Consider the following 26,309-nt stretch of genomic DNA (forward strand, 5'->3'; position numbering starts at 1 on the left):
AAACTATCTTTGTGAAAATTGATTTTTAGAAAATGAAAAATATTATTTCCGAATTACAATGGCGCGGACTGGTTCACGACATTATGCCTGGAACCGAAGAACAACTTTTAAAAGAAATGACTACGACCTATATAGGATTTGATCCAACTTCGGATTCTTTACATATCGGTAGTTTAGTGCCGATTATACTTTTAGTACATTTAAAAAATTTCGGTCATAAACCTATTGCATTGGTTGGTGGAGCCACAGGAATGATTGGTGATCCTTCTGGAAAATCAGATGAGAGAAACTTGCTTGATGAAGCAACATTAAATCATAATGTAGAAGGTATAAAAGGCGTTTTATCTCGTTTTTTAGATTTTAATTCGAAAGAAGTAAATGCTCCAGTTCTTGTTAATAATTACGACTGGATGAAAAATTTATCCTTCATTAATTTTGCGCGTGACGTAGGTAAACGTATTACCGTAAATTATATGATGGCTAAGGATTCTGTAAAGAAAAGGCTAGCAGGTGAAGGAGAAGGAATGTCTTTTACGGAATTTACATATCAGTTAATCCAAGGGTATGATTTTTATCATTTGCATAAAGAATACAATTGTTTGTTGCAAATGGGAGGTTCTGACCAATGGGGGAATATCACTACTGGAACTGAATTAGTTCGTCGTATGAATGTAGGTGAAGAAGCTAAAGCTTATGCAATGACATGCCCGCTAATCACTAAAGCTGATGGAACAAAATTCGGAAAATCAGAAGGTGGAAATGTGTGGTTAACGGCTGATAAAACTTCAGTTTATAAGTTTTACCAATTTTGGTTGAATACTACTGATGTTGATGCTGAGAAGTATATTAAGATATTTACATTTTTAGATAAAGAGACGATTGATAGTTTGATTGAAGAGCATAAAAGCGCTCCGCACATGAGGGCTTTACAACGTAAATTAGCTGAAGAGTTAACGACTTTTGTTCATTCGAAAGAAGAACTAGAAAAAGCGATCAAAGCATCTACTATTTTATTTGGAAACGCTACTGCTGATGATTTAAAGGAATTGGATGAAGGTACTTTCTTAGAAGTTTTTGATGGTGTTCCTCAAGCTGAAATTGCAAGAAGCGAAATGGAAGCTGGAATTGATATTATTACTGTTTTGAATGAAAAGACAGGATTCCTTAAGTCGAATGGTGAAGCCAGACGTGCTTTGACTGCCAATTCAATTTCTGTCAATAAAGAAAAAGTGAAAGAAGACTTTGTGTTGTCAACGAAAAATTTGATCAACAACCAATTTGTGTTGTTGCAAAGCGGAAAGAAAAACTATTTTGTAGTTAGGGTGGTGTAATGTTTTATTTTAATGAATAAACTAAAGTACCATCAAATTGCAACCTCGAATATCAGAATTATCAAAACGTCCCAATACCTCGAAAGAGTTGTTGGGATTTTTTTTGCCTAAATCCTGAGTGGCAATAAAAGAACAAGAGTTAATATTGGCCAAATCGATTACATTCAGTCCCCCCGTTTTTCCTTGTGGAATATAGCTCAAAGCATCTTCGGTGTCACGAATTAGGATTTGCATCCAAGAAGGGCATTCGAACACTCCATTTCCTAAGGAATAGGCTTGAGAAAGCAGTTCGGTCATTCCATATTCAGAATGGATCATGGAGACTCCAAAACCTTCACATAGCTGTTCGTGTAGTTCTTCGCGAATCATTTCTTTGCGTTTGCCTTTCATTCCTCCGGTTTCCATGATGATGGTATTCTGTAATTTGAATTGCTGCTTTTCAATCAAATCTAATAAAGCATAGGTAACCCCAATAAGAATTACATTTTGGCCTGATTCATCTAATTCCAAAAGCTTTTTGATTAGTTCATCATGGTTGTGCAGGTAGAAGCCGCTATCAGAATGGTTTGATATTTGAATCAAATCTTCGACCATGTAAATTAGTGATGAACCATCTCTTTCAAGATAAGAAGGGAGTAAAGCTAAGACGACATAGTCTTCTATGTTTCCATAAAATTCAGAAAATCCTTTCTGATAGCTTTTTTCGTATATAGAAGTATCAGTTACTAAATGTTTGCTTGTAATCATTCCAGTTGTACCACTACTTGTAAATGTAGCTTGAATTGCGTTTGTAGTAGAAACTACTTGGTGGCTTTTGAAAAATTGTATGGGTAAAAACGGAATTTGCTGTATTGATTTTACTTTTTGCACCTCTATTTTTAGTAGATCGCAAAACTCTTGATACACTAAGTTCTTTTCATATTGAAAACGAAATACTTTTAAGGCTATTTTTTCAAATTGCTTTTGGCCCGAAATGGAAAATATGGTAGCAGATGTAATCAAGAATTTTTATTGCAAAGGTATAAATTTTAATAATCGTTTTGGTTTTTTAAACGGGCGGTAATTATAAATAAAAAAGCTCCAATTTGACTTGGAGCTCTAGAATTATTTTATCAAGTAATTTTTATCGTACAATAAGTTTTCTGGTTGCCGATGCATTTGCTTCAGTGATTTTAATAATGTAAACACCAGAGTTAAGATTTGATATATTTAGTTCTTTTGAAGTAATCAACGTTTGTAGTACTTTTTTACCTAAAAGGTCAAAAATGATAATTTCCTTTTCGGAGTCGTTTTTGGTTGAAATATATACCTTGCCATTGCTCACGGGATTCGGGTACAAGTTCAAGCCTTCAATAATAGAAGTTTCTTGTGCTTTTGGTTGTTGCTTCATGTCTTGGGCATTGCTGCTCAGGGTGAAGAAAAAGACCAATAAAAGAATACTATAGAAGTAATTTTTCGTCATTAGCTTAGTATTGATTAGTAAATATACGAAAAAAATCAAATACTATACCAAAAAAAAATACCTCCCAGAATGAGAGGTATTTTAGTATAAATTTTTGTTTACTCAATTAGAAACCAACAGACCATCCAGTAGCCCAAGCTGGCATTCCAGCACCGTTTCCAGCACCAGTTGAAGTACCTTCAGAAGATATAATTGCAGAAACATTAGCGCTTACTCCACTAGTTGCAGGTGCTACAGCATTTAATTTACCTTTAGTTTTTGTAGCTACATCAGCAATAAAGTTAACGTTTACAGCTTTTAAAGCAGTTGGGATCCATGCGATAGTTTCGTCGTTTTCTACGTTGAAACCTACAGCCCATCCGCTAAACACTAAGTTTGTAAAAATCCCTTTAGTTCCTCTTCTTAATTTCATAGCATCATTTTCTAACCATGTTCCAGTTGTTGGAGCACTTCCAGGCCCTACAAGAGTTAAGTTAGTAATAGATGGGTTAGCGATTGGTGTGTTTGCATATCCTAATTCGAAGTTATCAGCTTCAATTCCTCTATTTCCTTTTCCGAAATCTAATTTTCCGTACCAGTTTGTGTTTGTTCCAGACCATCCTTCAGTCCAGTCAAATTGATCATCTTCGTTACCGATAGAAATTAAGTTTGAAGTATTTACTGTTCCTCCGAAGAATTCTACTCCATCATCAGCTCCCTGAAAAAACTCTACATAATCAATTGTAGTTCCTGATCCAACTCCAAATAATGAAAGTCCGTTGAATTCTTTTTCACTGTTAAAAGCAGCCCCTGCGTATTCAATTCTAAGGTATTTTAATATTCCTGAGTTGTCATTAGAAACAGTTCCACCGTAACTTAAATCTGCTACTTCTGATTGTGCTGTACTAGCTCCACCAGTTACACGATTAATTGGCGCTTTACCACAAATTACTAAACCACCCCAGTCTCCTGCTTTTTTTGTAGTTAAACCGCTTGTCATAACAACTGGTTTAGCTGCCGTACCGTTTACATTTAATTTTCCGCCTTGTGCAATTGCAATGTATGAAGAAGTTCCACCTGTACCTTCAATAACAGTTCCTGCAGGAATGTTTAATGTTGCTCCGCTGTTTACTTGAATTTTTCCTGTTAATTTGTAGGTTTTTGTTGGGTCCAAAGTTACTTCACCATCAGATATAGTTCCTTGAAAATTAGTTGCGTCAGCAGTAAAAGTTGACGAAGGAGGTGTTGAAGGTGTAGGAGTGTCATTAGATGAACAGCTAGTGATTAAACCTGCGGTTAATGCTAAAATTCCAATTAATTTTACAGTTGTTTTTTTCATGATTCTTTAATAATAATTTTAGTTATTTTGTTTGTACAAAGATGCGTAAAGAACTCGTTTTGGATGTTACCTAAATGTGACTGTTAGTTTAAAAAAAGAGCAATTAAACATTAAGCAAATGTTACCAAACACATAGTCATCGTTATTGGATTGCGTAATTTCTTGAGGTATAGCGGTAAAAAAAAAGAACAGCAATTAGCTGTTCTTTTTAGAATCTGTATTTTAATTTTTTAGATTAAAATTGATAGTTTAAACTTAGACTTAAAGACATTCCTTTTTTATAAGAAAGAACATTAACGTCTCCAGTTGCATTTTCTTGAACTCTATTTATTGAAGGATCTAAAAGGTTTTTAACTACTAACCCTAATCCCATTTTTTCAGTAAGTTTTGATTTTGCTATAAAGTCTAATGAACCAAAAGCTTTATCAACTAAATCACCTTTTCCGTTTGTTCCAATTGCATTTACTCTATCTGAAAAATAAGAATAAGCTAATGTTGTGTTCAGGTTACTGTTTTTATTGTTCCATTCGTTAAAGAATGTCAAGTCGGCATTTAATAATAAATCCGATGCTCCAGTAAATTTACTTGTTTTGTTGGTAAAATCTACTTGGTAGTTTGTTTCACTGTTTACTTTTTCAGTATTTAACTCTTGGTTACTGTACAAATACGAAGCGTTAATACCTGCGGATAGTTTTTTAGCATTTTCAGTATCGATATTGAAAAGTTGTTTTCTGTATTCAATTTCTCCACCCGCAACAAATCCATAATCTCCGGTGTTGATAAACGAGATATCATTAGAAGAAGAAGAAATAGTTACTTCGTTCATTGGGTTCAAAATGTATTTTCCAAAAGCAGTAACTGAAATTAGTTCATCACTTTTAGGGAACATTTCCCATTTAAGATCTAAGTTATAATCATCAGATTCGTATAAGAATGGATTTCCTACTTTAACTTGTAGTACTTCCTCATAAACAAATAATGCTCTTTCTTTAAACTGAGGTAATGTGTATGTTTTACTTGCTCCTAAACGCAAATTTTGTTTGTCGTTTAATTCATATTTCATGATTACACTAGGTAAAAAAGCTGTTTTTTCCAATTTATCATTACCTATTCCTCCTAATTGCGTGTACCAGTTTATTTTTTGAGAAATTTGCTCTCCTCTCAAACCTAATATTGCAGTTAGTTTGTTGAATTTGTATTCGGTGTTTAAGAAAGCACCATGTATTATCTGATCTCCACTATAAGTTTGAGGATCTAGAGCATTAAATACTTGTGAATTTCCGCGGAATGTTGCTATAGAAAAATAACCTTTATCGAAATTATCTTGGTTGTAAAACAAATCTAAGTTATTTGGGTCTACAACTGTGTTAGTAAAACCATTGTTTGCTTTGAAGTTGAATTGAGTAGCTTGAAAACCTCTCGATTTTATTCTTTCATTCACGCCTACTGTAAATTTTCCTAGATAGTCACCATCAGCATTTTTGTTGAATTTGTAATCGTATGAAGCATTTGCAGCAAGTTCATCTTCTTTTAATTTTTGAAAGTATCTGTGATTGTCTGGCGCTGATATACTTGATAATTGGTATCCGGTAGCTTCTTTTCTGAAGATATTTTGAACTCTATCAGGCATGCTTCCATCAATGATGTTATAGGACACTCCCCAATTTAATTTAGAACGATCACCTATCCTGTGGTCTCCTAAGATTTGGTTGATCCATAAACTGTTTTTTTCATAATTGAAACGACGAATCAAACCGTTACCGTCATTAGCGATGTCAACAATGTATCCGTAAAATTCTTCTTTTGACTGTGTAGATGTGTTAATGTAAAGCGAATTGAAGCTTACTTTGTTATTGCTGTTGAATTTATAACCAATATTAGCCATTCCGGTAGTATTAGTCTCATATTTCAATTCACTATATTTTGAAAAGTTTTTATTAGCTATACCGTTTCCATTTACACTTGCTTTAGCAGTTCCATCGCTCTTCACTGAAAAGTCATTGTTGAAAGAGGCTGTTGCAAAAAAGCTAAGTTTTCCTTCTGAGCCTACATCAAATGATTTTCCTCCAGAAATTCCAAATGAGTTCGCAATTGGAGTGTAGTCCTGCATTTGAAGAGAGCTATAGTTGTATTGTGTTAAGGCGTTGCTTGGTATTCCTTTACTTGTGAATCCAGTTCTACTCATTCCTCCTTGTAGCTTAAAATTTTCTTCGGCTATCGCATTGGTATTTACTTTTGTTCCGATATCAAATTTTAAGAAACCACTCCCTTTGTAATCTTTAGAAACTATATCTACGTTTCCTCCGGCAAAATCTCCATAGATTTTACCATTGTATACTTTGTCCACTGAAATATACTCAACAATGTCTGTAGAGAAAATTTCAAGATTTAGGTTTTTCTTTTCAGGATCGTTTGATGGTATTGGTAGGCCATTCATTGTAGTTGAATTGTATCGGTCACCTAATCCTCTTACAAATATATTTCCTGAACCTTCTTGTTTGGTAATACCACTTGTTTTAGTAACGGCAGTTGCTACATCACTAACTCCTTTTCGGGATAGTTCTTGTGCTCCAATGCTTTGTTTTATTTCTACGGCATTTTTCTGGTCCAGTAATAAAGCCGTTTCTTTTTGTTTGTTTACCGTTGTGGTAATTACGACATCATCTAGTTTGTAGCTAGAAGATCCAAGAGCTTTGCTTATTGTAATGTTTTCACCGCTTTTTACGGTAACATTAGTTTCTGCTGATTCGTACCCAATGAAGCTAAATTGGATTATGTAGTTTCCGGCTGGTGCATTAATTGTATATTTACCATCAATGTCAGTTGTAGTATTTATTTGTGTTCCTTTTAATAATATGTTTGCAAAAGGTAACGTTTCGTTGTTTGAATCTTTATCAGTTAGTACTCCAGAAATAGTACCTTTATTTTGTGCAAAAGTAAGGGTACTGATAAAAAGCGTTAAAATGAATAATTTCAGTTTCATAGTTGTATTTAATTTTTTGCAAAGTAAAGGCGCTATTGTTAAGATGAGGTTACCTGAGGATTACCATTTTGTTTCTTAAACATTAACAAAAGGTTACCATATTAAATTACTAACGCTGCGGTTTTTTAACAATTGAATTATTATTATATTTACATTCGAAATTAACCTTGTTGGATGCCATTTGTGGGAAGATTCAGCAAGAGAAAAATAATTTTCTACAGATGAAAAAAAAAAACACGAAGATCTTACTTGTTGATGATGAGCCAGATATTTTAGAGATTGTAGGATATAACCTTACTCAAGAAGGATATCAAATTGTTACTGCCGCAAATGGAAAGGAAGCTATTCTAAAAGCAAAAAAAGAGTTGCCAGACCTAATTATAATGGATGTTATGATGCCTGAGATGGATGGTATGGAAGCTTGTGAGAATATTAGAAAGATTCCTGAGTTAAGTAATGTTATCATAACGTTTCTAACAGCTCGTAGTGAAGATTATTCTCAGGTGGCAGGATTTGATGCTGGCGCCGATGATTATATCACAAAACCTATTAAACCGAAGTTGTTGGTAAGTAAGGTAAAAGCTCTGTTGCGTCGATTAAAAGAAGTAGATCAAAATAGTGAAACGTTAAATGTAGGCGGAATAGAAATAAACCGAGAAGAATATAAAATAGTAAAAGACAATATTGAAATTGCACTCCCAAGAAAGGAGTTCGAATTATTTTATCTTTTGGCATCTAAACCAGGTAAAGTATTTAAGAGGGATGAAATTCTTGACAAAGTGTGGGGGAATGAAGTTGTTGTTGGCGGAAGAACAATAGATGTGCATATTAGAAAACTCCGTGAGAAAATTGGTGAGGAGCTTTTTAAAACCATCAAGGGAGTTGGTTATAAGTTTGAAGTTTAAGCATAATACCTGTAAAGAGTTTAATGAAATATATGGACGGAATTTTTTATCTTGTCTTTTATTTTAACTACTCAAGAATTATATAAATGAATATCAGTTTTAAGAAAACCTACAAGTTTGCTGTAAAATCAGCGTTATACATCAGTCTTTTTTCAACGGCATTTGTCGTAGTATTGGTGGCCATGATATTCAATTATACTCCAAAAAGTTTATGGCTGTTTGGGAGTGTTTTTATTGTAATAATCTACGTCTTTTCATTTGTGGTTTTGCAGTATCGGGTAGAGCGTTTTATTTATCGAAGGGTAAAGAAAATCTATGATGATGTATCCCTATTAGAGTCTAGTTCCTTAATCAATTACCCTATAACGACTGATATGGAGACCTTGACAAGGGAGGTGAAGAAATTTGCCACAGATAAGAAACTGGAAATAGAAATGCTTAAGGTTCGAGAGCAGTACAGACGAGAATTTCTTGGCAATGTTTCCCATGAGCTTAAAACTCCGCTGTTTACAGTGCAGGGGTATATTTCTACTTTGCTTGATGGAGCAATGGAGGACAAGGTCATTAGAAAAAAATATTTAAAACGTGCCGAGAAAGGAGTAGAGCGATTAATCTATATCGTTGAGGATTTAGATATGATAACTAAACTTGAGGTTGGAGATTTAAATTTAGATTATTCTGAGTTTGATATCGTAGAGTTGATTCAGAACGTGTTTGATTTGTTAGAAATGAAAGCGGAGAAGAAGAAAATCTCACTCGCTTTTGAAAATTATCATATTCTTCCCAATTTTGTATGGGCTGATAAAGATCGTATTCAACAGATTATAGAGAATTTAATTGTCAATTCTATTAAGTACGGAAAAATTAACGGTACAACGGAGGTGGCTGTTGTTAATTTAACAAAAGAAAAAGTACTAATCCGAATCAGTGATAATGGAGAGGGAATAGAAAAGCAAAACATACCAAGACTATTCGAACGTTTTTATCGCGTAAATAAAAGTGGTTCCCGATCTGAGGGAGGTTCTGGTTTAGGACTTGCAATAGTTAAGCACATAATCGAGGCTCACAAAGAAAAAATTTATGTCGAGAGTGAGTTTGGAGTAGGATCTGAATTTTCGTTCACACTTGAAAAAGCCGACATGAAAAGAGATTTGAAAAAATAAACCTGGCTTGTAGGGGTAATTTTTAGTTATGTTAAGTGGTCTTCTCGAATTAATAACAAGACGGGCTGTTTTTTAAGAAATCTTATTTTAACGAAAAACTAAATAGTAGCACTTTAGTCTACAATACAGTGATTTTGCGTCTTCTTTACTTTTCCCGAAATCGATGAGAGACGACTCCTTTTCATAAAAAAATCATGAAAAGGAGTCGTCTCTATTATTGTCGTGTCGAATGATTTTAGATATTGCTATGCCGAAATGCATTCCGGCATTTAATCCCCAATAATGCTGCAAAGATCTTTGTGCTGGTTGAAAAATGTATGTTTATTGTCTTTACTAAGCTGTTAGATTAAATATACTTTGGTATCTGGAATCAAATAAGGAAGCTCAAATGTTTTCGCGTGTTTTTAATTATTGAATCCCTTGTTGTTCTCTTTTTCTTTTTAAAAAAAAACGTACCAAAATAGTTGAATTTTTTTGCATTTAACAATGTGTTTCTTTTTGGTTATTTATAATTTTAACGTGTTTTAGTGATTTAAAGTGTGGTTTTTCTTGTTTTTTTAAATAGGACGGCTATTTTTAGGTGTTTTTATTTTGTGACCTGTTTTAGCATACATTAAATTCGCCCAATGGTAGCCGTTGTTTAAGATAAAAGATTATATTTAACATTTGTTTTACCTTTAGATAATACAATAACAACAATTATTAAAATGAAAAAGCTTTTATTAAGTAGTGCACTAATGTTCACTATGTTCGTATCAGCTCAAGAGGGTACAGCAGTAACAAAGCCGGTTGAGAAAAAAACAGAATCGAATCAGTATCTTAATTCAAGTAAAAAACTAGGATTTACAGCAAAGGATAGTTTATTTCAAGTAAATATTGGTTTTAGAATTCAAAGTAGAGCCGGATACATAAAAACGGAAGGGGAATCTGGTGTTATTGAAGGAGAAATCAGAAGAATGAGATTGAAGTTGGATGGTTTTGTTTATAATGCAAAGTTTGGTTACAAAGTGGAATTAGGGTTTTCAGCCAAGGACATGACTGCATTCGGTAATGATGGAAATGTAATTCTTGATGGAGTCCTTTTTTACAAGCCTACAAAAAATTGGTTAATTGGGTTTGGGCAAACAAAGTTGCCGGGCAATAATCAAAGGGTAATTTCTTCGGGATCTTTGGAATTTACAGACCGTACAATAAATAACTCTAAATTTAATATCGACCGTGATTTTGGATTGTTTTTAGATTATTCGTTGCAAGATGAGGATCATTTTTCTTATTCATTGAAAGGAGCCATTACTAAAGGTGAAGGAAGAAATTATACAAAAAACTTAAATGATGGTATTTCTCTAACAGGAAAAGTGGAATTGTTTCCTTTAGGAGCTTTTACTAAAAATGGCTCTCATTTTGAAGGAGATTTACTAAGAGAAAAAACGCCAAAACTAATGCTTTCAGGAGCTTTCAGTCAAAACAATAATGCAGGAAGATCTCAAGGTCAATTAGGTGATGATTTATTTGAAGCTAGAACTTTACAATCAGTATTTTTTGATGCGATGTTTAAATACAACGGATGGTCAGCTGAAACATCATACATGTCAAGAATGACAGATGATGCCATTACGGTCAATCCTTTAGATATCACTGAGAAACAAGCTGTTTTTGTTGGTCATGGAATTGATACTCAATTGAGTTATGTGTTCCCTTCAAAATATTCATTGGCAGCAAGATATTCTACTCAAAAAGTGGGTTCTGATATTGAAACAATTAGTCCTATTGTAGATGAATACGCAATCAGTTTGTCGAAATATATTTTAGACCATAAACTAAAAATTCAAACAGAATTTTCATATGAAAACGAAAAGTTTTATACTGGAAATACTTCAGGAAGTTGGTATGCGCGAGTGCAAGTTGAGATCGGTATATAAATAGTATCGAAAAGAAAGTTGCATAACACTAACGTAACATTTGGTTAACATTGGGGTTATACTTTTGTTTAACATTTGAATCAAATAAATTAAAATAAAATGAAAACATCAAAATTATTTCTAATCTTACCTTTAATAGGTATGTTGAGCTGTGGTAAAGCAAAAACGGAAGATAAAGGAGCTGAGGCAAAAACGGATGCTGTATCTATTACAATCAAAGGAAGTGATACTGTTTTGCCATTGGCACAAAAAGAAGCAGAAGATTTAATGAAGACAAATTCAGATGTTACCGTTACTATTGTGGGTGGTGGATCTGGTGTAGGTTTAACAGCTTTAATTGATGGGACTACTGATATCGCAATGGCTTCAAGAGATTTAAAAACAGAGGAAAAATTGAAGTTTTCTGAAATGAAAAAAGAGATTGAACAAGTTATTATTGCATATGATGCGTTAACAGTTATTGTTAACCCTGCAAATAGTGTTTCTAAGCTTACTCGTGAGCAATTAGAGAAGATCTTCACTGGACAAATTAAAAACTGGAAAGAAGTTGGCGGGGCTGACGAGAAAATCGTAGCCTATTCAAGAGAATCTTCTTCTGGAACATATGAATTTTTCAAAGAAGAAGTGTTGGATAAGAAAAATTATGCTACTGATATTTTGAATTTACCAGCAACTGGTGCAATTGTTCAAGCAGTAGGCCAAACTAAAGGTGCTATAGGTTATATTGGATTAGCATATGAAACAAAGGAGGTAAAACAATTGGCGGTTTCTTACGATCAAGGAAAAACTTTTATTGAGCCGTCTGTTGCGAGCGCAAAGGACAAAACATACCCTATTTCTAGACCATTGTTCTATATGTTTGATAAAACAAACGCTGCAAAAGTAAAATCAGTTGTAGATTATGCACTTTCTGCTGAAGGACAAAAAACAGTAGCTGAAATTGGCTATGTTCCGTTGAATTAATAAAGGTTAGTTGTCTATACGTAAAAAGGTTGCCCTAATTTAGAGGGCGGCCTTTTTTGTTTAAAAAGTGTTTTTAAACTTGGCGGGATAACAAGCACTTAACGTTAAATTTACATAAAGTTAACGATGCAAAAACATTAGCAAAGGATGTCTAGCGTAGTTTTGCTAAAAATAAAACACACTGATTTGAAAACAAATTTTAAACAGATTAAAGAAAAGATAATTGAATTTATTTTGATGCTAAGTAGCGCTGCTACAAGTATTACAGTGGTGTTGATTGTCTTTTTTCTATTTATTGAAGGTGCGGGAGTTTTTAGTAAAAAGCCAATAGATAAGGGTTTTTTGTTGGCAGTTAATGACTCAAATTCGGTAAAGAAGCTAGAGCCGTCTCAGATAAAGGATATTTTTGATCAGAAAATAACAAACTGGAAAGAGCTTGGCGGGAAAGATCAAGCTATTGTTTTGTTCAGAACCGGAGATATAACTGACTATTATACCGAAGAAGAACTTGGGCCTAATTTTGAATATTTCCCAGATAAAATCAATGAGCTCATAGCGAAAACACCAGGTATAATTGCATTTTTCTCAGATAAATATAAAAGCAAGGACTTTAAAGGACGTGAACTAGAGTTAGATAAAATTTCAGTATTTAAGTTTTTATCTGATGAGGAATGGTTTCCTACGGCAGAGCCCGTTGCTCAAATGGGGGTCAAGCCGTTGATTTACGGTACACTATTGGTTAGTTTTGGTGCTATTGTGTTGGCATTGCCTATAGGGTTGTTTGCTGCTATATACTTAAGTGAGATCGCAAAGAAACGAACGCGAAATTTTTTAAAACCTCTAATTGAATTGTTGGCGGGAATTCCTTCTGTTGTATATGGATTCTTTGGTTTGGTAATTATTGTGCCGTTGATTCAGAGTGTTTTTAATTTGCCTGTTGGCGAAACCGCTTTGGCGGGTAGTGTGGTGTTAGCCATTATGGCGTTGCCTACGATTATCACTATTTCTGAAGATGCGATGCGAAACACACCCCGCGCAATGAAAGAAGCTAGCTTAGCGTTAGGTGCATCTCATTGGCAAACGATATATAAAGTAGTTATCCCTTATTCTGCGTCTGGAATTACGGCTGGAGCGATCTTGGGAATAGGTCGTGCAATTGGTGAAACTATGGCTGTTTTAATGGTTACAGGAAATGCAGCTGTAATACCGCATACATTTTTAGCGCCCGTTAGAACAATCCCTGCGACCATTGCGGCAGAGCTGGGCGAAGCTGCAAATGGGGGCTTACATTATGAAGCATTATTTGCATTGGGTTGCATTCTATTTGTAATTACTTTCGGAATCAATATGTTAGTTGAAATGGTTACTAACAAGCAATCGCATAAAAAACACTAAGATGAATGTAGAAAATCGTTTAGCAAACAAAAAAAGAAGAAGTCAAAAAATTGCCTTCGGAATATTTAGCTTTACTAGCTATTCTGTTGTGGCACTATTATTTGTAATTTTGGCTTTTATCGTAGTAAAAGGAATCGGTGCTATCAGTTGGGAGTTTATTTCTGAAATGCCTAAAAATGGAATGACCGAGGGAGGTATCTTTCCTGCTATTGTGGGGACTCTTTGTTTGGTTTTGGCAAGTATGATATTTGCTTTCCCTATCGGGGTGTTAGCGGCCATATATTTGAATGAATACGTTAAGGCAGGCTGGCCAAAGAAAATTATCAAACAAATGACAAATAATCTTGCGGGAGTACCATCAATAGTTTTTGGACTTTTCGGGATGTCATTATTTGTAAATAAATTAGGCTTTGGAGACTCTATCCTGGCAGGTGGTTTAACTTTAGGATTATTGGTGCTGCCTGTTATCATTAGAACTACAGAGGAAGCGTTAAAATCAGTTGACGATACGTTCAGGCAAGCTAGTTTAGCTTTAGGAGCTAGTAAATGGGAAACTACAAGCAAAATTGTGTTTCCAATTGCGTTTCCTAATATTATTACAGGTTTAATATTATCGATAGGACGAGTTTCAGGAGAAACAGCTCCTATTTTATTTACGGTGGCTGCCTATTTTTTACCTAAACTACCAACGTCAATTTTTGACCAAGCGATGGCGTTACCTTATCACCTTTACGTAATCTCTACTAGTGGTACTAATATTGAAGCATCTAGGTCAATGGCTTATGGTACGGCGCTTATTTTAATTATTATTGTATTAATTTCTAATTTATTGGCGAATGGTCTTCGAAAATATTATGGAAAAAAAGTAAAAATGAATTAACATGCATAAAATAGAATCACAGAACGTAAATTTTTACTACGGGGAAAATCAAGCTTTGCACGATATTTCGTTGTCGATGAAAGAAAATACTGTTACGGCACTAATTGGACCTTCAGGTTGCGGTAAATCAACTTATTTGCGTTTATTAAATAGAATGAATGACCTTATAGATGATACCAAAATGACTGGAAATATTCTTATTGACGGTACAGACATTTATGGTAATTCCACTAACGTTGATAATTTACGTAAAAATGTAGGTATGGTTTTCCAAAAACCAAATCCTTTTCCAAAAACTATTTTTGAGAATGTGGCTTATGGGTTAAGAGTAAATGGTATCACTGATAAAAATGAAATCGAAGAGCGTGTTGTTACAACAATAGAACAAGTGGCACTTTGGGGCGAGGTGAAAGACAAACTGAAAAAGTCGGCATTTGAACTTTCAGGAGGGCAACAACAACGATTGTGTATCGCTCGTGCTTTAGCAATAAAGCCATCTATATTATTAATGGATGAGCCTACATCAGCATTAGACCCAATTTCTACTTCTAAAATAGAGGAGCTGATTTATGAATTGAAAAATAAATACACCATAGTTATTGTAACGCATAATATGCAACAAGCTGGTCGTGTGAGTGATAATACTGCTTTTTTCTATATGGGTAATTTGATAGAATATGATAAAACAAAATCAATATTCACAAAACCAGCAAAAAAACAGACAGAAGATTATATAACAGGAAGGTTCGGATAAAATTGGTTTTGAATTGTAAGCAGAATCGATTAACTTTAAATCTTCAAATCTTCAAATCTTCAAATCTTCAAATCTTTAATAAAAATGGCGTCACATTTAGAAACAGAACTAGGTAAGCTTAGGGGAATTATTATAAAAATAGGGAATTTAGCCGAAAGCCAGGTAGCTGAGGCGGTTAAGTCAGTGCTTTCAGAGCCTGTTTCCGAAGGGAAGGAAGTGAAAAAAACGGAAAATAAAATTGATAAACTAGATGTAAAAATTGACGATATCTGTCAAAGTGTGTTTGCTTTGCAGCAGCCTGTTGCTTCAGATTTACGGTTTATTATATCTGCAATGCAAATGAGTAAAGAAATAGAGCGAATTGGCGATTTGTCGATGAGCATTATTAAACTTTCCAAAAGCATAAAGGAAAAACATGAATTAATTTCGAAGTTCAATATTACCGATATTGCTCGAGAAGTTGAATTTATTACAGTTAAAACAAATGAGTGTTTTCAAGACATGGATGAAGACATGACCGAAGAAATCTTTGTTTTAAACAATAGCATCAGAAACAAAACCAGTGATGCAACTCAGAATATCATTGCTGAGATGAAGAATAATTCTAAAACTGTGGTGTCAGGCACCAATTTGATTATAGCATTGAAGCATTTTGATAGAATAGCGGATCATTGTACTAATGTTGCAGAATCTATTTATTTTATGATTAATGCAAAGACTATTAAGCATGAAAAAATTACAGATAAAAAGTAATTTTTTTTCGAAGTTTAAAACCAGATTAAAGCTGATTTTCGCATCTTTTTTAATGCAGAAATCAGCTTTAATCTTTGTATGTAGTGAGCATTAAACTTTGTGCACAAAACAAATTTTAACAATTGAAGAATGTGTCGAAACAAGTAAAGCCGTTTTCATTCTCGAATTAGTAAGCGTAAAGATTGTATTCAAGCTCCATATGGGAGATTGTGTAGCGCAGATTTAGAACTTGTAGCCAGCTTTTCTATCACAATTGAAAAGGCAAATTAGAAGAAAGATAATTGCAGCATAATAGCATTATTTCAGAATTTTGACTTTTTTAGAAAAGGGGCTAAATACAAAATACAGGAAATTAAATATATAAACATAGCAAGTTTCGAATAATTAACCGATTTTTGCAGTCCTTTTCAAAAAAATATTGTCAATTATGGAACAAATTTATTTAGTAATGCTCGTTGTTTTGGGTATACTTGCAATAACAGATCTGGTAGTAGGAGTTAGTAATGATGCGGTAAATTTCCTAAATTCCGCAATAGGGTCTAAAGCGGTTTCTTTTCGTACTATTATGATTGTGGCCAGTTTAGGGGTTTTAGTGGGGGCATTATTCTCTAGTGGAATGATGGAAATTGCCAGAAGCGGTATTTTTGTTCCGGCGATGTTTAGTTTCAATGATGTGATGATTATTTTTCTGTCCGTCATGATTGCAGACATCGTACTATTAGACTTTTATAACTCTTTTGGGATGCCGACTTCCACCACTGTATCAATAATTTTTGAACTTTTAGGTGCTGCATTCTGCCTTGCGCTTTATAAAATATACATGTCAGATGGTGATTTGAATACAATTGGCAATTATATTAATACTGAAAAAGCGACACAAATTGTCACCAGTATTCTTCTGTCTGTAGTGTTATCGTTTACTTTGGGTAGTTTTGTTCAGTATATTTCTCGTTTGATTTTTACTTTTCAATACGAAAAAAGAATGAAGTATATCGGGTCACTCTTTGGGGGACTTGCCATTACAGCTATCAGCTTTTTTATCCTGATTAAAGGATTGAAAGGTGTTTCTTTTATCAGTGCTTATACCCACTCGTGGATTAAAGAAAACCAATGGATAATTATTGGTGGAAACTTTGTCTTTTTTACCGTGCTTTCTCAAGTGTTAATGACCTTTTTTAAGGTTAATATTCTCCGAGTGATTATTATTATCGGAACCTTTGCATTGGCATTGGCTTTTGCCGGAAATGACTTGGTAAACTTCATCGGAGTTCCAATTGCAGCATTCAATTCCTATCAAATTTTTAGTGGCTCTGGAGTATCAGGAGATGTTTTTATGATGGGAGCTTTGGCGGATGAAAATATCGTAGCGCCATTCTACTTTTTAGTTTTTGCAGGATTAGTTATGGTAATAACGATTTGGACTTCTAAAAAAGCAAAAAGTGTTATTGAAACTGAAGTCAATTTGTCAAGGCAAGATGAAGGTTCTGAGCGTTTTTCATCGAACGCTTTGTCAAAATCTGTCGTGAGATCAAGTGTATATATGGGACAATGGTTGAATTATGTCTTGCCTAAATCCATTCAATTAAGAATTGATAAACAATTTGAAAAGCCCGAATTAAAAGGGAAAAAGAAAAAAGATGAACCTGCTTTTGATATGATCCGTGCTGCAGTCAATCTTATGGTTGCTAGTATCTTGATTTCTATTGGGACTTCATTAAAATTACCGCTATCTACTACTTATGTTACTTTTATGGTGGCTATGGGATCGTCATTTGCTGATAGAGCTTGGGATAGAGAAAGTGCCGTTTATCGAATAGCGGGTGTTTTTAATGTCATAGGAGGTTGGTTCTTCACAGCTATTATTGCTTTTATATCGGCTTTTGTCATTGCTTTTTTATTAAAAGTAGGAGAGGTTTTTGCTTTTGTAGGACTTTTGGTTGCTTTGGGTATTATCTTATATCGAAGCGCAAAAAAATATACTAAAAAAGAGAAAGAAGTACAGGAATTGCTGCTTCTTAAACGGGAAGATATTGTGACGATTAATGAAGTTATTAATGAAAGTAGAACCCAGATTTCAAGCGTTATCCATAGTACTAATGAAATTTACAGTGATGTAATTGATAATTTAGGGCTTCAGGATTTAGGCAAGCTTAAAGACAACAAAAAAGCCTTAAAGAAGCTGGAAAAAGAAGTTGATGAATTAAAGACGAATGTGTATTATTTCATCAAGAATCTGGATGAAACTTCTGTAGAAGCTAGTATGTTTTACATCATGATTCTCGGCTATTTGCAGGATATGATCCAATCGCTAGTTCTTATCACTCAATACAGTTACAATCATATTGACAATAATCACAAACAGCTCAAATTCAATCAGATTAGAGATCTTAAGAAGGTAGATAACGAGTTAATGGCTCTTTTTGATAAGATAGAAGTTATTTTTAAAGAGAGCACTTTTGATAACATTAGCAATCTGATTGAAGGAAAAAATGAACTTTTAGATTTGGTATCCACGTTGATTCAAAAGCAAATTGGAAGAATTAGAACTGTTGAAACAAGTCCTAAAAATAGTAAATTATATTTTGCCTTGCTTTTAGAAACTAACGATTTAATCAAAGCAACGATGAGTTTACTGGAGTTATTCAATGAGTTTAATACTCATGCCAATTCAAAGGTTACGAAGATTTAGTTGAAGTTTTGTCTGTAGTAAATAAACGGCCCAAGCCCATTCCTATGAATGAGTTTGGGCTGTTTATTTATAGAAAACATCAAAAATATTAATTGATAGTGCTTTACGGTTTGAAAACGCTAAATAGATTTGTCCAGTCAATCGAAGTGTTGAAATAATGTAATCCAGCATAAGAATCGACTTCTGATAAATTTTCAATGGTAAAGCTATCTTGATCTGCATAAGGAACTAAGCCTTCTTTTTTTAGTTTTTTTGCTAAATAGACTTGTTCGTACTGCCCCGGCGTGGGGATGAAAAAGGCTTTTTTTTCCAGTTTTACTAAATCCATAATAGTGGTGTATCCAGACCTACATAAGATAATTTCACTTTCGTTAAATGTTTGCTCTAGTTGGCGGCTGCTCATAAAATTATAATAACTAACAGTATCAATTTGTTCTTTTATTTGATTTGACTCGACCACTCCTTTTATAAAAACTACATTGCCTTTGAATCTTTGAATTTCAGTTTTTAGTTTTTCTTCCAATATTCCACGTTGGGGTTCGGGTCCTGAAAGTATGATCATTAGGTCATATTTTTTTTGCACGTCTTTTTTATGCATTCGGCTTAAAGGACCAATATAATTCACTTTAAGAGAATCGTTTTTTATATGACTTAATTCTCCGGCTAAATTTGGAGTGGTTGCAACATCTGGAACCCAACATTCTAAATGTTTTTTTATAATATTTTGATGCAATTTAGTAGTCAGCCAGGTAGTGTTTCCTGTCATCACTTGTAATTGATGCGTCACAAATACAGAAGGGATTTTTTTACTAAAAACCCCCAGTCTATTATCCGATATAATTCCGTCTATCTCATATTGAGTTATCCATGTTTTTACTAGTTTTTGCTCGTCTAGAATCGCCGTAATCATTTTTGGTAAGTTTTGTATCAATTTCCATTTGAAATTTTTACCGTTTTTGGGATACTTTATTTGATAGGATGGCAGTTCTAGATATTTTAAATAAGGAAATTCTTTTCGTAGTAATTCAAGCGCAATACCATCTGATGCGATTATAGGAATGTAATTGTTTTCTTGTAATGCTTTAATAATAGGAATGCAACGAGTTGCATGTCCTAGCCCCCAGTTCATGGGCGCAATCAAAATAGTTCTAGTGTCGTGGTTTGCGTCGTTAAACATAGATTGGGCTTTTTTATGCAAGTTACGCAAACAATAGATTTGTAAATATACAGGCTGGATTATCAAAGTATTAAGTTATTATTCCATAATGTGAGTAGAAGAGTGGATTGTTTTAAAAATAAGCTCTCAATTGTATGTTTCCTGTATGAATGGTTTGACTTGATTCACTCTTCCGCCCTTGATAATTTAAGTTAATGTCAAGAAATTGGGTGATGTTCTTCTGAAGGAGTATTCTCCATGTTATATTTTGACCTGTTTGCAGCCCTTCCAGCATTTGAAAGCCTACGGATGAGTACTCATTGCCATTGAATTTGTTTTGATAAAAGGAAACTTCTCCATTCATGGTTAACTTGTTTTCGCCAGCATAAGTAAATGATGTTCCAAAACGGTTTTGTAGTAAGGTTTCGAATTCACCTATTTTGTTTTCTTTATTTTGTAGTTCATAAAAGAGATCCCAACTTGTGTTTTTTGAAAATAAGTAACTGATTTTTGGAGCTAATTGATAGCCTTTTAAAGTGTAGTTTTTTTCAGCGAAGTTTTCAGATAGGATAGACGTTTGTATTGTTTTTGCAAAAAGACCAAACAGCCAACTTTTCCTGTATAAATGGGAGTATTGAATTTGATGGGAACTGTTATCCGATTCTTGGGAGCCTATAGAAAGCAAGTTTTTGGTCTTGTTTTCCAAATAAGAATAGGTGACAGAATGGTCTTGTTTTCCTCGATTGTAGAACAAGCTATTTCTAAAACTAGAGCTCAAACCCAAAATATTCTCCTTTGAGGAAGCGAAAGGATTCAGTTCGAAGTTGTTTCCTTCGTTTTTAGTTTTTCGATCAATGATAAAGGAAGTCTGATTATAAAAAAATGATGCCGCTTTTCTAAATCCAGTTTCATTTTGCCATTGATTAGGGTTTAAAATTAACGATTGAGAGAATTTAGTTTGATGGGTTTTTATATAAACCCGATTGGGTAAATAGATTCTAATGAATGTGGCTTGATCGATAAATGGAGCCACTTCAAATTCTTGTAGTTCCTGAATCCCATTGTCATTGTAGTCATTCCAAGTGTAAACTCCTTGTCCGGCCGGAACCTCTAGGTAAGTAAATTCTTGTTGTGCTAGCGTTCCTGAATTAGTTTCGTAGGCAGTTGTCGCTTGAATCAACTGATTGAAGAAACGGTCGTTGTATACAATTCTGGAATTTAGAGTAGGTTCTTTCTTCTTTGTAGAGTCAGTAAAATTCAGAACTCTATAATTGGCATAAATGGACAAGTCGCTTTTATTCGTTTGGATTAATTTTGATCTCAAAAAGTAGGCTTGAGAACTGTTCACTTTTTGCAATAAACCATTCTGTATGCTGTCGTTGTTTCTTTTCAAAAATCCGAGTTCGACAAATACCTTTGTGCTGTCACCTCGGCCTGTAAAAAAACCATATTCGGAAAAGCGTTGACTTAAATCTGAAAACTGTTTTGTCGATTTATTTTTCTCCTGGTTGTCTTCAAAGCGCTGGCTGGTACCAATCCAGTTTTTATCAAAATGATACCGGATTTGAGATTCATTCCTAATGAATTTGGAAGAAGTTACTGTACCATCACTTTTTAAGTAGCTTCCTTTATTTTTAAATAACCAGTTTTTCGTATTATAGTTACCATTTAAGATATGTCTATTACCAGAAAAACTATCTGAAAAAGCCAATTTTTCAAATTGGTATGTTATCAATCCTTTATTTGAAGAATCAATTCCTTTGTTCAAATTAAAGTTAAGTCCCGACACTAATAAACTTTGATTTCCACTTGCCGTTGTCGCCAGATTCCAGTCTCTGTTAAATTCGATGGTATAAAAGCGTTCTATGGAGCTGAATTCTTGTTGAGTAAATTGGTAATTAGCAAATGCGTCAACATTCCATTTTGCAGAAAAAAGGCGCTGACTTATATTTAGTTTTCCGCTTAAACCCTGGTTATCGGAGTCGTCACTATTCGAAAAAAGATTTTTATCGTTATTACTGACTGCTATTTCAAAATCAATTGTTGATTTTTCTGAGGGTTTATAATTTCCCAAAAATGTGGCGACTTGAATTTTTGTAGGGGATACCAGTTGGATAATTGGTTCGTAATCCCCTTGTGGAATAGCATTAATAGGACTGACGTATTCATATATCCGAGTGATTGCTGAAGCGTTCGTTAACACGTAATTTCCTTTTTTGGCGCCAATTAAACTAAATCTAACATTGAACAATTCTTGCTCTGAGTCATTTGAATATTCAAAAACTTCAAGTCCGTTAATAATAGTTTTTCTATATAGCACTTTGTTGTCAGAATAGGAATCCAAGTATGCTGATGGCGCCACCATCAATTCTGGATTATCACCCGAGGCCACTAATATTTGCGCTTGTTCTTCTGTAAGGTTTTGTTGTAGTGGTTGGTTTTTGATGTCATTTTCAGAATATAAATAACTACCAAAACTCCATTTCTCATTTTTGTGCGTAACTCCGGCATAGGTTACAAATCGGGTGTAATTTCTATCAGAGTATTGGTATTCTATCGCAATTCGCATTTCAGAAGTAATCGTAAACAAAGGTGTAAATGTAATTTCCCCAGCATTGTAGTCAATAGTATAATCGTTGTTTTCTCCTCTTTTTAAAAGGAGTCCATTTACATAAACGCGCTCAGAACCGGATATCACAAGGACATACAATTCTCCATTTGTTCCTTTTAACTTGTAGGGACCTTGGCTACCTTCAATACCTATAAAATTACTCTTGGCGTATTGGCCTTTTACCAAAGCAGCCGATGCAAAGACATTAGTTTTGTTTTTATTAGTTCCAAAAGTGAAATTGGCGGAAATTCCTTGTACTTTTTTATTGAAATTTAGAAATTGAGTTTTGTGATTTTCAAGAAATACATCTCCCGCCCGTAGATTCCATTTGTCGCTGTAAAGTTCCATGAACACATTATCAAACTGGTCTAGTTTTTGGGAATATCCTCCATCTTGTAATGGAATATTGCTGTCTTGTAAAGACGCTCGTAAACTCACTTTGTCGGATAGTTTTCCCGTAATCTGCAAATCAAGATTGGAATTTAAAACCGTGTTTTGGTTATTACCTATCGTAACGCCACGGGTAATGCTCCCCGAAGTGCTTAGTCCATCAAACGGAATATTTTTTTGTGTGGGATTCGGGTCAATTCGATAGATTTTCTCGTCATTGATGTCATTAGTGACGATTCGGCTAGGGTCGTAAGTTTGATATTTTTTCGTTAGAAAATCGGGATATTTTAAGTATTGTACCGTTATCGAATCTAAGTCTATGGGAAAATTTTCGTTTAGAAATAATGTTCCATTTTGAAAATTAACAGTATAGTGAGCAGGGTCAATAGTTGTGTCTTTGGCGTCAAGCAACTTAAAAAAACTCGAGTTGAGGCTTTCGTTTTCAAGATGAATACTGTCTTTAGAAACAGGGATTTTTTTTGTTTTGTATAATGATTTATTTTCCTGGGCTTGTAACCCAGAAAAATAAATAATCATTACTAATAGCAATACTTTTTTTAACATAAAGAAAATAACGTCTATGTTTCAAAAGTAGTGTATTCTACATTATTGTGGGCGTTTGTGATGCAATAACGATTAAAGTTTATTATTTATCATCACTAGTTACAATTTGCATGGTTTCTGTACTCACTTGTTTTAGTATCACTTTTTTACCTTGTTCAACTGTTTGTGTGGCCATGTCGTCAAAATGTCTAATGGTGTATAAAGTAACATTTTCGCTAAAATCAACTTTGAATTTTTTTGACAATATAGTGTTCAAACTTTTAAAATTGTCAAATTTATCCTCTACACATACTGAAAAACTAATTGCGGTATTTTGAATCAAGTTTACCTTAAGCTTGAATTGGTGAAATAAAGCGAAGATTTCGCTTATGTTTTCCTCCATGATGAAAGAGAAGTCAATTGATGAAAGAGAAATTAGCAATTGGTTTCTTTTAACAATAAAGCAAGGTAAGAAAGGCTCTAACGCAACACCTTTAGAAACGCTTGTTCCTTTTAGTAAAGGGTTAATGAAAGATTTCACATACAATGGAATTTCTTTTTTTTGTAAAGGCTGTAATGTTTTTGGATGAATTACTGTTGCACCATAAAACGCTAATTCTATCGCTTCACGATAAGAAATCTGATTTAGTAAACTCGCATTTTCAAAATACCTTGGGTCAGCATTCATAACTCCGGGAACATCTTTCCAGATAGTTACACTTTCAGCATTTAAGCAATAAGCAAAAATAGCAGCAGTATAATCAGAACCTTCACGGCCTAATGTAGTGGTGAAATTATTTTCATCAGAACCCAAGAATCCTTGAGTAACGTTTAAAATTTTTCTTTTTACATTTTTGGAGATGTTTTTTTGAGTTGATACCCAATCCACTTCTGCATCCCTATAGTTTGAATTCGTTTTAATAAAATTGCGAACATCGATCCATTGTGTTTGGATGCCCATAAAATTCATGTAATGACTCAATATAGTGGTAGAGATCAATTCTCCAAAACTGACTATCTGATCGTAAACAAAATTATAGTTTGGTGATTTGTTATGGGTTAAAAAATATTCTAAATCTGAAAAAAGGGACTTCACCGCAACGAAAACTTCATTTTTGTCGTTTTCGAATAGATCTAATAGGATTTGGTTATGATATTTTTTTACTTCCTGTACAGATGATTGCAATGCGGATGATTTGTCAAAATAGTCTTTTATGACCACTTCAAGGGCATTTGTTGTCTTTCCCATAGCGGAAACTACCAACAGTACATCCTCAAAACCTACTTTTTGTAAAACGTCATAAACGTTTCTGATCCCTTCGGCATCTTTTACAGATGCACCTCCAAATTTGAATACTCTCATATTTTTTTAACAAATAATTTTGTAACTTTATTTCAATCTATTATCGACAAAGTAATTAATTCCCTCCTCGTCCATTTGTGCCAGATACCAGTCTTTTAGGACTTTTGCGCCTGATTTTTCATAAAATTCAATTGCGGGGGTATTCCAGTCAAGAACATGCCAATCAATTCTGCGTACATTGTCTTTCTTGCCTTGTTTGATGATCTCAGAATACAAAGCGTAACCTAATCCAGTACCTCGCATCTTATCTTTGACCACTAAATCTTCTAAATGGATTATTTTCCCTTTCCAAGTGGAGTAGCGGTAATAATACAATGCAATTCCTACAATCTCTGATTCTACTTCCGCAACAAAAACATGAAATAATGGATTAGGACCAAAACCATCACGGATCAAATCATCTACCGTTATTAAAACCGCATCTGGTTCTTTTTCATAATCTGCCAGTTCTTGAATCAGTTCCAAAACGGCGTTCATGTCTTCCGATTTTCCTCTTCTAATATTCATATAATCTAATTTTAAAGGTTTAGATGCCCAAAATAAGCTTTTTCAACTCCTAATTTAGCTGTTTTATCAGCAAATATACAATACTGATAAACTAAGTAAATTTTATTCAAATCATTTTCACAAAATAAGCGATATTTGTGACCTTAAACTAACTACAACGATGTCGTAATGGAAGAACGCAACAAGACCTTAGGGGAATTTATCATTGAAAACCAAAATGCCTTTCAATATTCGTCAGGCGAATTATCCCGAATTATCAACTCAATCCGATTGGCAGCTAAGGTTGTTAATTATAAAGTAAACAAAGCTGGACTGGTGGATATAGTGGGAGCAGCAGGCGAACAAAACATTCAGGGAGAGGACCAACAAAAATTGGATGTCTATGCTAATGAGGTTTTTATTCAAACCCTAATAAACCGTGAAATTGTATGTGGAATAGCTTCTGAGGAAAATGACGAATTTATAACTGTTGAAGGAAGCGATAATAGCCATAATAACAAGTATGTGGTTTTGATGGATCCGCTGGACGGTTCGTCTAATATTGACGTAAACGTTTCTGTGGGAACTATATTCTCTGTTTATAGAAGAATAACTCCAATAGGAACTCCGGTAACAATAGAGGATTTCTTACAGCCCGGAACAAACCAAGTTGCTGCGGGATATGTTATCTACGGTACATCTACGATGATTGTTTATACAACAGGTCATGGAGTAAATGGTTTTACATTAAATCCAGCAATTGGAACCTTTTATTTGTCACACCCAAGCATGCAATTTTCTGAAGACGGAAATATTTATTCTATTAATGAGGGGAATTATGTTCATTTTCCTCAGGGTGTTAAAAACTATCTTAAGTATTGCCAATCAGAAGAAGGCGACAGGCCGTATACATCTCGTTACATAGGAAGTCTGGTTTCAGATATTCATAGAAACATGATAAAAGGGGGGATTTATATATATCCAACTAGTTCTAAAGCACCAAAAGGGAAGTTACGACTGTTATACGAATGTAATCCAATGGCATTTATTGTAGAACAGGCCGGAGGAAAAGCCTCTGATGGTTTTGGGAGAATAATGGAAATTCAACCAACCGAATTACACGAACGTGTTCCGTTTTTCTGTGGAAGTTATAATATGGTTGAAAAAGCAGAAGAGTTTATGCACGATGCGAAATTAAGCAAGTACTAAAAATAAAAACGCCCTAACAAAATTAGGGCGTTTTTT

At 34.1% G+C, this 26,309-nt stretch carries 19 protein-coding genes; 11 read left to right on the forward strand and 8 right to left on the reverse strand.

Translation table 11 applies throughout. From position 1 onward, the window contains the following. The first annotated feature begins 32 nt into the window (after positions 1–32). Positions 33–1,331, forward strand: a complete 1,299-nt coding sequence (gene tyrS, locus HJ01_RS05685) for a tyrosine--tRNA ligase (RefSeq protein WP_007137368.1) — start codon at positions 33–35, stop codon at positions 1,329–1,331. Between the two features lie 21 nt (positions 1,332–1,352). Here tyrS and HJ01_RS05690 read toward each other — a convergent pair whose 3' ends face one another. From HJ01_RS05690 to HJ01_RS05705, 4 genes are all read right to left on the reverse strand, one after another. Beyond that, a complete protein-coding gene (locus HJ01_RS05690; RefSeq protein WP_007137369.1) occupies positions 1,353–2,333 on the reverse strand; it encodes an acyltransferase in 981 nt (326 codons plus the stop codon). A gap of 121 nt (positions 2,334–2,454) precedes the next feature. After that, entirely contained in the window at positions 2,455–2,793 is a 339-nt protein-coding gene (locus HJ01_RS05695) for a T9SS type A sorting domain-containing protein (RefSeq protein WP_007137370.1), read from the reverse strand. 106 nt (positions 2,794–2,899) lie between these two features. Continuing rightward, positions 2,900–4,111, reverse strand: a complete 1,212-nt coding sequence (locus HJ01_RS05700) for a hypothetical protein (RefSeq protein ID WP_007137371.1) — start codon at positions 4,109–4,111, stop codon at positions 2,900–2,902. 235 nt (positions 4,112–4,346) lie between these two features. Further along, positions 4,347–7,094 (reverse strand): TonB-dependent receptor, encoded by a 2,748-nt coding sequence (locus HJ01_RS05705; RefSeq protein ID WP_007137372.1) that lies wholly within the window; start codon positions 7,092–7,094, stop codon positions 4,347–4,349. A gap of 221 nt (positions 7,095–7,315) precedes the next feature. Here HJ01_RS05705 and HJ01_RS05710 point away from each other — a divergent pair, with 221 nt between their 5' ends. The 9 genes from HJ01_RS05710 to HJ01_RS05750 all read left to right on the forward strand — a co-directional run bounded on the left by HJ01_RS05710 (position 7,316) and on the right by HJ01_RS05750 (position 18,515). Beyond that, positions 7,316–7,999, forward strand: coding sequence for a response regulator transcription factor (locus tag HJ01_RS05710; RefSeq protein WP_040473750.1), 684 nt, complete (start codon positions 7,316–7,318; stop codon positions 7,997–7,999). Between the two features lie 86 nt (positions 8,000–8,085). Then, positions 8,086–9,162 (forward strand): sensor histidine kinase, encoded by a 1,077-nt coding sequence (locus tag HJ01_RS05715; RefSeq protein WP_007137374.1) that lies wholly within the window; start codon positions 8,086–8,088, stop codon positions 9,160–9,162. Between the two features lie 707 nt (positions 9,163–9,869). Then, positions 9,870–11,081 (forward strand): porin, encoded by a 1,212-nt coding sequence (locus tag HJ01_RS05720; protein ID WP_040473723.1) that lies wholly within the window; start codon positions 9,870–9,872, stop codon positions 11,079–11,081. A 99-nt stretch (positions 11,082–11,180) separates the two neighbouring features. Continuing rightward, positions 11,181–12,044, forward strand: a complete 864-nt coding sequence (locus HJ01_RS05725; RefSeq protein WP_007137376.1) for a PstS family phosphate ABC transporter substrate-binding protein — start codon at positions 11,181–11,183, stop codon at positions 12,042–12,044. A gap of 186 nt (positions 12,045–12,230) precedes the next feature. After that, positions 12,231–13,439 carry a phosphate ABC transporter permease subunit PstC gene (gene pstC, locus HJ01_RS05730; RefSeq protein WP_040473751.1) on the forward strand — a complete coding sequence of 403 codons (1,209 nt, stop codon included), beginning with the start codon at positions 12,231–12,233 and terminating at the stop codon, positions 13,437–13,439. A 1-nt stretch (position 13,440) separates the two neighbouring features. Further along, on the forward strand, positions 13,441–14,319 hold the full coding sequence (pstA, locus tag HJ01_RS05735) for a phosphate ABC transporter permease PstA (protein ID WP_007137378.1): 879 nt from the start codon (positions 13,441–13,443) through the stop codon (positions 14,317–14,319). Between the two features lies 1 nt (position 14,320). Beyond that, positions 14,321–15,073, forward strand: coding sequence for a phosphate ABC transporter ATP-binding protein PstB (pstB, locus tag HJ01_RS05740; protein WP_007137379.1), 753 nt, complete (start codon positions 14,321–14,323; stop codon positions 15,071–15,073). A gap of 84 nt (positions 15,074–15,157) precedes the next feature. Further along, positions 15,158–15,826 carry a phosphate signaling complex protein PhoU gene (gene phoU / locus HJ01_RS05745; protein ID WP_007137380.1) on the forward strand — a complete coding sequence of 223 codons (669 nt, stop codon included), beginning with the start codon at positions 15,158–15,160 and terminating at the stop codon, positions 15,824–15,826. A 427-nt stretch (positions 15,827–16,253) separates the two neighbouring features. Continuing rightward, complete coding sequence (locus HJ01_RS05750) at positions 16,254–18,515, forward strand: inorganic phosphate transporter (protein ID WP_040473724.1); 2,262 nt, start codon at positions 16,254–16,256, stop codon at positions 18,513–18,515. 103 nt (positions 18,516–18,618) lie between these two features. Here the strand turns inward: HJ01_RS05750 and HJ01_RS05755 are convergent, their stop codons facing one another. From HJ01_RS05755 to HJ01_RS05770, 4 genes are all read right to left on the reverse strand, one after another. Then, positions 18,619–19,692, reverse strand: a complete 1,074-nt coding sequence (locus tag HJ01_RS05755) for a glycosyltransferase (protein ID WP_007137382.1) — start codon at positions 19,690–19,692, stop codon at positions 18,619–18,621. Between the two features lie 112 nt (positions 19,693–19,804). Continuing rightward, on the reverse strand, positions 19,805–23,236 hold the full coding sequence (locus tag HJ01_RS05760) for a hypothetical protein (RefSeq protein WP_007137383.1): 3,432 nt from the start codon (positions 23,234–23,236) through the stop codon (positions 19,805–19,807). Positions 23,237–23,318: 82 nt separating this feature from the next. Continuing rightward, on the reverse strand, positions 23,319–24,578 hold the full coding sequence (locus HJ01_RS05765; protein ID WP_007137384.1) for an aspartate kinase: 1,260 nt from the start codon (positions 24,576–24,578) through the stop codon (positions 23,319–23,321). Positions 24,579–24,605: 27 nt separating this feature from the next. Then, a complete protein-coding gene (locus tag HJ01_RS05770; RefSeq protein ID WP_007137385.1) occupies positions 24,606–25,085 on the reverse strand; it encodes a GNAT family N-acetyltransferase in 480 nt (159 codons plus the stop codon). 168 nt (positions 25,086–25,253) lie between these two features. Between HJ01_RS05770 and fbp the strand changes: the two genes are divergently transcribed. Then, the gene (gene fbp / locus HJ01_RS05775; protein WP_007137386.1) at positions 25,254–26,273 is read left to right on the forward strand and encodes a class 1 fructose-bisphosphatase; all 1,020 of its coding nucleotides are present in this window, start codon (positions 25,254–25,256) and stop codon (positions 26,271–26,273) included. Positions 26,274–26,309: the final 36 nt, after the last annotated feature.

The organism is Flavobacterium frigoris PS1 (assembly GCF_000252125.1).
Taxonomy (GTDB): Bacteria; Bacteroidota; Bacteroidia; order Flavobacteriales; family Flavobacteriaceae; genus Flavobacterium; species Flavobacterium frigoris_A.

Excerpts from the sequence above, each read along its gene's own strand:
- tyrS (WP_007137368.1), top strand. The coding sequence starts at position 33 with ATGAAAAATATTATTTCCGAATTACAATGGCGCGGACTGGTTCACGAC.
- HJ01_RS05695 (WP_007137370.1), bottom strand. The coding sequence starts at position 2,793 with ATGACGAAAAATTACTTCTATAGTATTCTTTTATTGGTCTTTTTCTTC.
- HJ01_RS05700 (WP_007137371.1), bottom strand. The coding sequence starts at position 4,111 with ATGAAAAAAACAACTGTAAAATTAATTGGAATTTTAGCATTAACCGCA.
- HJ01_RS05705 (WP_007137372.1), bottom strand. The coding sequence starts at position 7,094 with ATGAAACTGAAATTATTCATTTTAACGCTTTTTATCAGTACCCTTACT.
- HJ01_RS05710 (WP_040473750.1), top strand. The coding sequence starts at position 7,316 with ATGAAAAAAAAAAACACGAAGATCTTACTTGTTGATGATGAGCCAGAT.
- HJ01_RS05715 (WP_007137374.1), top strand. The coding sequence starts at position 8,086 with ATGAATATCAGTTTTAAGAAAACCTACAAGTTTGCTGTAAAATCAGCG.
- HJ01_RS05720 (WP_040473723.1), top strand. The coding sequence starts at position 9,870 with ATGAAAAAGCTTTTATTAAGTAGTGCACTAATGTTCACTATGTTCGTA.
- HJ01_RS05725 (WP_007137376.1), top strand. The coding sequence starts at position 11,181 with ATGAAAACATCAAAATTATTTCTAATCTTACCTTTAATAGGTATGTTG.
- pstA (WP_007137378.1), top strand. The coding sequence starts at position 13,441 with ATGAATGTAGAAAATCGTTTAGCAAACAAAAAAAGAAGAAGTCAAAAA.
- pstB (WP_007137379.1), top strand. The coding sequence starts at position 14,321 with ATGCATAAAATAGAATCACAGAACGTAAATTTTTACTACGGGGAAAAT.
- phoU (WP_007137380.1), top strand. The coding sequence starts at position 15,158 with ATGGCGTCACATTTAGAAACAGAACTAGGTAAGCTTAGGGGAATTATT.
- HJ01_RS05750 (WP_040473724.1), top strand. The coding sequence starts at position 16,254 with ATGGAACAAATTTATTTAGTAATGCTCGTTGTTTTGGGTATACTTGCA.
- HJ01_RS05755 (WP_007137382.1), bottom strand. The coding sequence starts at position 19,692 with ATGTTTAACGACGCAAACCACGACACTAGAACTATTTTGATTGCGCCC.
- HJ01_RS05760 (WP_007137383.1), bottom strand. The coding sequence starts at position 23,236 with ATGTTAAAAAAAGTATTGCTATTAGTAATGATTATTTATTTTTCTGGG.
- HJ01_RS05765 (WP_007137384.1), bottom strand. The coding sequence starts at position 24,578 with ATGAGAGTATTCAAATTTGGAGGTGCATCTGTAAAAGATGCCGAAGGG.
- HJ01_RS05770 (WP_007137385.1), bottom strand. The coding sequence starts at position 25,085 with ATGAATATTAGAAGAGGAAAATCGGAAGACATGAACGCCGTTTTGGAA.
- fbp (WP_007137386.1), top strand. The coding sequence starts at position 25,254 with ATGGAAGAACGCAACAAGACCTTAGGGGAATTTATCATTGAAAACCAA.